This window comes from Kitasatospora sp. NPDC057198 (assembly GCF_042670125.1).
GTDB lineage: Bacteria > Actinomycetota > Actinomycetes > Streptomycetales > Streptomycetaceae > Kitasatospora.
The window spans coordinates 1-4,338 of record NZ_JBHUWH010000584.1; the positions used below are offsets into that span (position 1 = coordinate 1).

Consider the following 4,338-nt stretch of genomic DNA (forward strand, 5'->3'; position numbering starts at 1 on the left):
CCTCCGGAGAAGGAGGCGGGCCCGGCCGACGGTGTCAGCAGGGGATGACGGTGTCGAGCTGCACCGGGTCGGCACCCAGCGGGTAGGAGGACACCGAGAAGCTGCCCCGGACGGGAGCGTCGCAGGGGACGGTGCCGACGACGCCGCCGACCTGCTGGTTGGAACCGGTGAACAGGACGTACTGGTTGACCGTGCCGGCGGGGGCGGTACCGGTCAGGCTGACGGTGACGTCCTTGCGGTACGGCAGCGGGGTGCCGGGGGAGGGCGGGCCGGCCAGGGCGAGGGTGCCGTACAGCCGGACCTGGTCACCGGTCCGGTCCGCGCAGACGTACGTGGCCAGGCCGGCCTGGAGGGCGTACGGGCTGCACACGGTGGTGGTCTGCGGGACGTCGGAGGTGGTTGCCGCCGCCGGGACGGCGAGGGCCGCCGACAGGGCTGCCGCACCGGCCAGGGCGGCCAGGGGCTTGGTCATGAGGGTTCTCCCGTTGCTACGCCAGCCGAGACCTTCCCGGCTGTGCAATGTCATATTGCATCATCGATGGTGGCGGAAGGTGGCCGAATGGCCACGGAATGGAGTACTCCACCCAACGGAACGGTCTCGACCGTCCGGATCGAACCGGATTGTGTGATTTGCGCGGATCCGGGGCCCTCCCGCACCCTCTAGGCATGACCTCACCCGTGTACCGGGGCCCCGCCCTGCTGCTGGCCGACGGACTGGAGATCCCCGTCCAGGCCGAACTGACCGGCAACGTCCCGGAGATGGGCCTGCCCGGCTGGACCGGCGTGCTGGAGAGCGGCGACACCCGGTTCAGCGCCGGCAGCGTCCGCTCCGGCCGGCTGCGGCTGCCCGACGGCTGGGAGGGCGGCTTCGCGGTCATGCGCCGCCTGCTCGGGGTCTCCACCGTCTGGGTGCGCGGCAACGACGTCGAGGCGTCCCCCGCGGACTGGCCGGACGCGGCGCCGGAGCAGCCGGGCGCAGTGCGAGCCCGGCCGGACGGCGCGCGGACCGGGCCGGGGGGCGCCGGGGAGCGCCCCGCGACGGGCTGAGTCCGGTCCGGCGGGCGGGCGGATCCGGCGGGCGGGTCCGGCGGGCGGGCGGGTTCGGACGGTTGTCGGGCGATGCGGGTTCGTCAATTGATGACGATCAACCCATTGATGATCGTCGGCTCGCAGACGCGGATCCGGTCGACCGGCCAGCTGGTCAGCCGATCAGCCGATCAGCCTGTCGGCTTGATGGCGGGTCAGTCCGTCACCGGTCGGTCGTCCGCGTGCGCGCCGAACTCCGCCGAGCGGACCTCGGCGATCCGCTCGTGCCGGGCGATCCGGTCGGTCCAGGAGGCGTCGACGCCGAAGGCCGTGCCCGCGAAGCCCAGCCGTCCGATCGCCTGCGGCACCTCGGGGTCGCCCGGCGCCAGCAGCCGCACCGGTTCGCCGAGGGCGGTGGTGTACGGCGGGACGAAGTACTCGGGGGGCAGTACCGTCCGGGTGTGCACCAGGGCGGCGACCGCGACCACCGAACCGGTGCCCACCACCGCCTCCTGCAGCACGCCGGCCGAGGTGGCCAGGTAGCAGGCGCGTTCCACGGTGCAGCCCAGCAGGGTGGCGTGCGGGCCGACGAAGACGTGGTCGCCGACCAGTACCGGCTGGTCGGCGACCACGGCGGAGGCGCGCAGGACGGCGTTCTCGCACACCACCGCCGCCTCGCCGATCTCGATCCGCGAGCCCTCCGCGTCCAGCACCGCGCCGTACATCACCCGGGCGCGCGGGCCGATCCGGACATCGCCGACCAGGGTGGCCGTCGGCGCGACGTAGGCGGTGGGGTGAACCCGGGGGACGGCGCCGCGGTGCTCGAAGCGCAGGCCCTGCGCGTGTGTGGTCATGCGCGCGATCATGGCGCACCGCCGGCCGGCCGGCTGGCGGAAATCGGACACGGCAGCCAGCGCACTGCCCGAAGGTCCGAACCCCCGAACCCCCGAACCCCCGAACACCCGGAGGCCCGGTCGGTCGGGAGCCGGGAGCGGGGAGCCGGTATCCGGGTCGGGCCGGGCAAAGCTTGAGTGTGGTCCGAGGGCGAACCGGTGTCGCGGAGGGGGGTCGGCGCGCTACGGTCTGTGGTCTGGAGGTGGCCGATGGCGGAGCAGCAGACTTGCCCGGGGTGCGGCGGGGCGCGCGGGACGGAGAAGACGGAACACACGGTGGAGACCGATCCGCAGGGGAGGCAGCAGCCGGTGCGGCGCAGCTACTGGTCGCCGTGCTCGGTGTGCGGCGGCTCGGGGGTGGTGCAGCGATGAGGCTGCTCTTCGTCTGCCAGACGTGCGGCTGCCACTACCTGGTGCCGGTGGGCCTGGACTACCCGGACGGCGGTCGGGCCAGCGCCGTCTGGTGCTCGGCCTGCCAGCGCGCCGCCGTCGACCGCGGTGCCACCGAACCCGCCGAACTCGCGGCCGTCGCCGTGCTGTTGGCCGTCCGTGCGCTCAAGGCCGCCCTCGCCGCGCGGCCCGCCCCCGCCGAGGACGGCCGACCGGCCAGGCCCGACCGGCGCCCCAGTCGCCCCGCGATCAGCTCCCGGGGCCGCACCCACCCGGCCGCCGCCCGGAGCAGACTGGCCTGACGGTCCGGACGGTCCTGGCTGTCCGGACGGTCCCGGCTTTCCGGACGGTCCGGGTGGCGGGTCCCGTTCGGGCGGGGACGGGGCATCCGAATCGGAATGGAAGCGTCAATTTGCCACCTGGGCAATCCGGCTGGCGCGGTGTCAGCCGGACGGCGGGTCAGCCCGGGAGGTTCGGCAGGTCCGGTCCGTCGGGACGGCCAGTGCGGCCGGGGGAGGGGCGGCGGACCGTGCGCGGGCCGAGCGGCTCCGCGCCCAGGGCGGTGACGCGTCCGCGCAGTTCACGGTCGGCCGTCGCCACCAGCAGCCGGCGCCCCGGTGCGGACGCGGCCTCCGCTGCCACCAGTTCCACGATCCGGTCGTCACCGCTGCCCGGCGCCGACACCACCCGCACCCCCGGAACCCCGGTCACGTCGCGCGCCGCGCCCTCCACCACCAGCACCACCTCCAGCGGCCCCGGCACTCCGGGCACCCCGTCCGCCGCCGCCCCCACCAGCGCGTCACGCAGCCGTTCGGCCGCGCCCAGGCGGTCCCGCCACCACCCGTCCGGGACGGAGCCGACCACGTTGGCCCCGTCCACGACCAGCAGCGGGAGGGGTGCTCCCGGGCGTCCGTCCACGTCTCGCTCCATGTCTTGCCGCGCGTCCCGCGGCGCGTCCGGCCGCACGTCTCGTTCCACGGCCGTCAGCCTGTCACGGCAGGCCGCCGGGTGCGGGCCGGGCACGGGACGAGCACGGGCCGAGCACGGGGCGGGGAATTGCGGAGGCGGAAAATTGCGGAGGTCGGGAAAAGGTCGGGTAAAGGCCGGGCGCGGACCATGGTGCAGACCAAGTTTCGGAGGACGGTATTGTCTCTGCGGCAAACTCGCACGTGCATTCGTTTCTGATCGGATCCCCCCTCCATGAACCACGACACCATGGCCCACCTCGACGGCTTTCAGTACGGGTGGGTGAATCCCGTGGTGGCGTACCTCATCGCCTGCGTCGGGGCCGCCATCGGCCTGCGCTGCACCGCGCGGGCCATGACCCTGCGGCCGCAGAAGCGCTTCGGTTGGCTGGCGCTGGCCGCCGGGGCGTTCGGGTGCGGCATCTGGTCCATGCACTTCATCGCGATGCTGGGCTTCACGGTCGACTCCTCCAGCCTGGTCTACAACATCCCGCTCACCCTGCTCAGCCTGCTGGTGGCCGTCGTCGTGGTCGGCCTCGGCATCGGCTTCGTCGGCTACCGGGGCAAGAGCACCGGCACCCTGCTGATCAGCGGCCTGCTCACCGGCTGCGGCGTCGCCGGCATGCACTACATCGGCATGGCCGCGATGCAGGTCGAGGGCAAGGTCTCCTACGACACCCTGCTGGTCGTCGCCTCGGTGGCCATCGCTATCGCGGCCGCCACCGCCGCGCTGTGGATGACGCTCCACGTCAAGGGCCTGCCCTCCGCGCTCGGCGCCGCGCTGATCGCCGGTGTCGCGGTGGTCGCCATGCACTACACCGCGATGGCCGCCGTCGCCGTCGACCTCGACGGCCGCCCCCTCGGCGGCGGCACGCCCGCCTCGCAGTTCGTCCTGCCGCTGGCCGTCGGCATCATGGTGGTCCTCGCCGTCGCGGGCATCGCGATCGCCCTCTCCCCGCAGGACCCGGAGCCGGGCGAGGGCCCCGCGGTCGAGCCGATCAGGGTCGACCTGTTCGGACAGGAGCGCTACTGACGGCAGCGCTTCACGCCCCGCACCCCGCACC

At 73.9% G+C, this 4,338-nt stretch carries 6 protein-coding genes; 3 read left to right on the forward strand and 3 right to left on the reverse strand.

Annotated elements, in window-relative coordinates; translation table 11 throughout:
- Positions 1-34: 34 nt before the first annotated feature.
- A complete protein-coding gene (locus ACFUEL_RS35890) occupies positions 35-472 on the reverse strand; it encodes a hypothetical protein (protein WP_380241811.1) in 438 nt (145 codons plus the stop codon).
- Between the two features lie 194 nt (positions 473-666).
- On the opposite strand from ACFUEL_RS35890, the gene ACFUEL_RS35895 reads away from it, so the two are divergent.
- Entirely contained in the window at positions 667-1,047 is a 381-nt protein-coding gene (locus tag ACFUEL_RS35895; protein WP_380241813.1) for a hypothetical protein, read from the forward strand.
- Between the two features lie 194 nt (positions 1,048-1,241).
- Here ACFUEL_RS35895 and ACFUEL_RS35900 read toward each other — a convergent pair whose 3' ends face one another.
- The gene (locus tag ACFUEL_RS35900) at positions 1,242-1,880 is read right to left on the reverse strand and encodes a gamma carbonic anhydrase family protein (protein WP_380241815.1); all 639 of its coding nucleotides are present in this window, start codon (positions 1,878-1,880) and stop codon (positions 1,242-1,244) included.
- A gap of 407 nt (positions 1,881-2,287) precedes the next feature.
- On the opposite strand from ACFUEL_RS35900, the gene ACFUEL_RS35905 reads away from it, so the two are divergent.
- On the forward strand, positions 2,288-2,611 hold the full coding sequence (locus ACFUEL_RS35905; protein WP_380241817.1) for a hypothetical protein: 324 nt from the start codon (positions 2,288-2,290) through the stop codon (positions 2,609-2,611).
- 157 nt (positions 2,612-2,768) lie between these two features.
- Here the strand turns inward: ACFUEL_RS35905 and ACFUEL_RS35910 are convergent, their stop codons facing one another.
- Entirely contained in the window at positions 2,769-3,239 is a 471-nt protein-coding gene (locus ACFUEL_RS35910) for an NTP pyrophosphohydrolase (RefSeq protein ID WP_380241819.1), read from the reverse strand.
- 270 nt (positions 3,240-3,509) lie between these two features.
- On the opposite strand from ACFUEL_RS35910, the gene ACFUEL_RS35915 reads away from it, so the two are divergent.
- A complete protein-coding gene (locus tag ACFUEL_RS35915; protein ID WP_380241821.1) occupies positions 3,510-4,307 on the forward strand; it encodes an MHYT domain-containing protein in 798 nt (265 codons plus the stop codon).
- Positions 4,308-4,338: the final 31 nt, after the last annotated feature.

What these genes read in the sequence shown, in the direction of transcription:
- ACFUEL_RS35895 (WP_380241813.1), top strand. Translation starts at nt 667, where the DNA reads ATGACCTCACCCGTGTACCGGGGCCCCGCCCTGCTGCTGGCCGACGGA.
- ACFUEL_RS35900 (WP_380241815.1), bottom strand. Translation starts at nt 1,880, where the DNA reads ATGACCACACACGCGCAGGGCCTGCGCTTCGAGCACCGCGGCGCCGTC.
- ACFUEL_RS35905 (WP_380241817.1), top strand. Translation starts at nt 2,288, where the DNA reads ATGAGGCTGCTCTTCGTCTGCCAGACGTGCGGCTGCCACTACCTGGTG.
- ACFUEL_RS35910 (WP_380241819.1), bottom strand. Translation starts at nt 3,239, where the DNA reads ATGGAGCGAGACGTGGACGGACGCCCGGGAGCACCCCTCCCGCTGCTG.
- ACFUEL_RS35915 (WP_380241821.1), top strand. Translation starts at nt 3,510, where the DNA reads ATGAACCACGACACCATGGCCCACCTCGACGGCTTTCAGTACGGGTGG.
- ACFUEL_RS35890 (WP_380241811.1), bottom strand. Translation starts at nt 472, where the DNA reads ATGACCAAGCCCCTGGCCGCCCTGGCCGGTGCGGCAGCCCTGTCGGCG.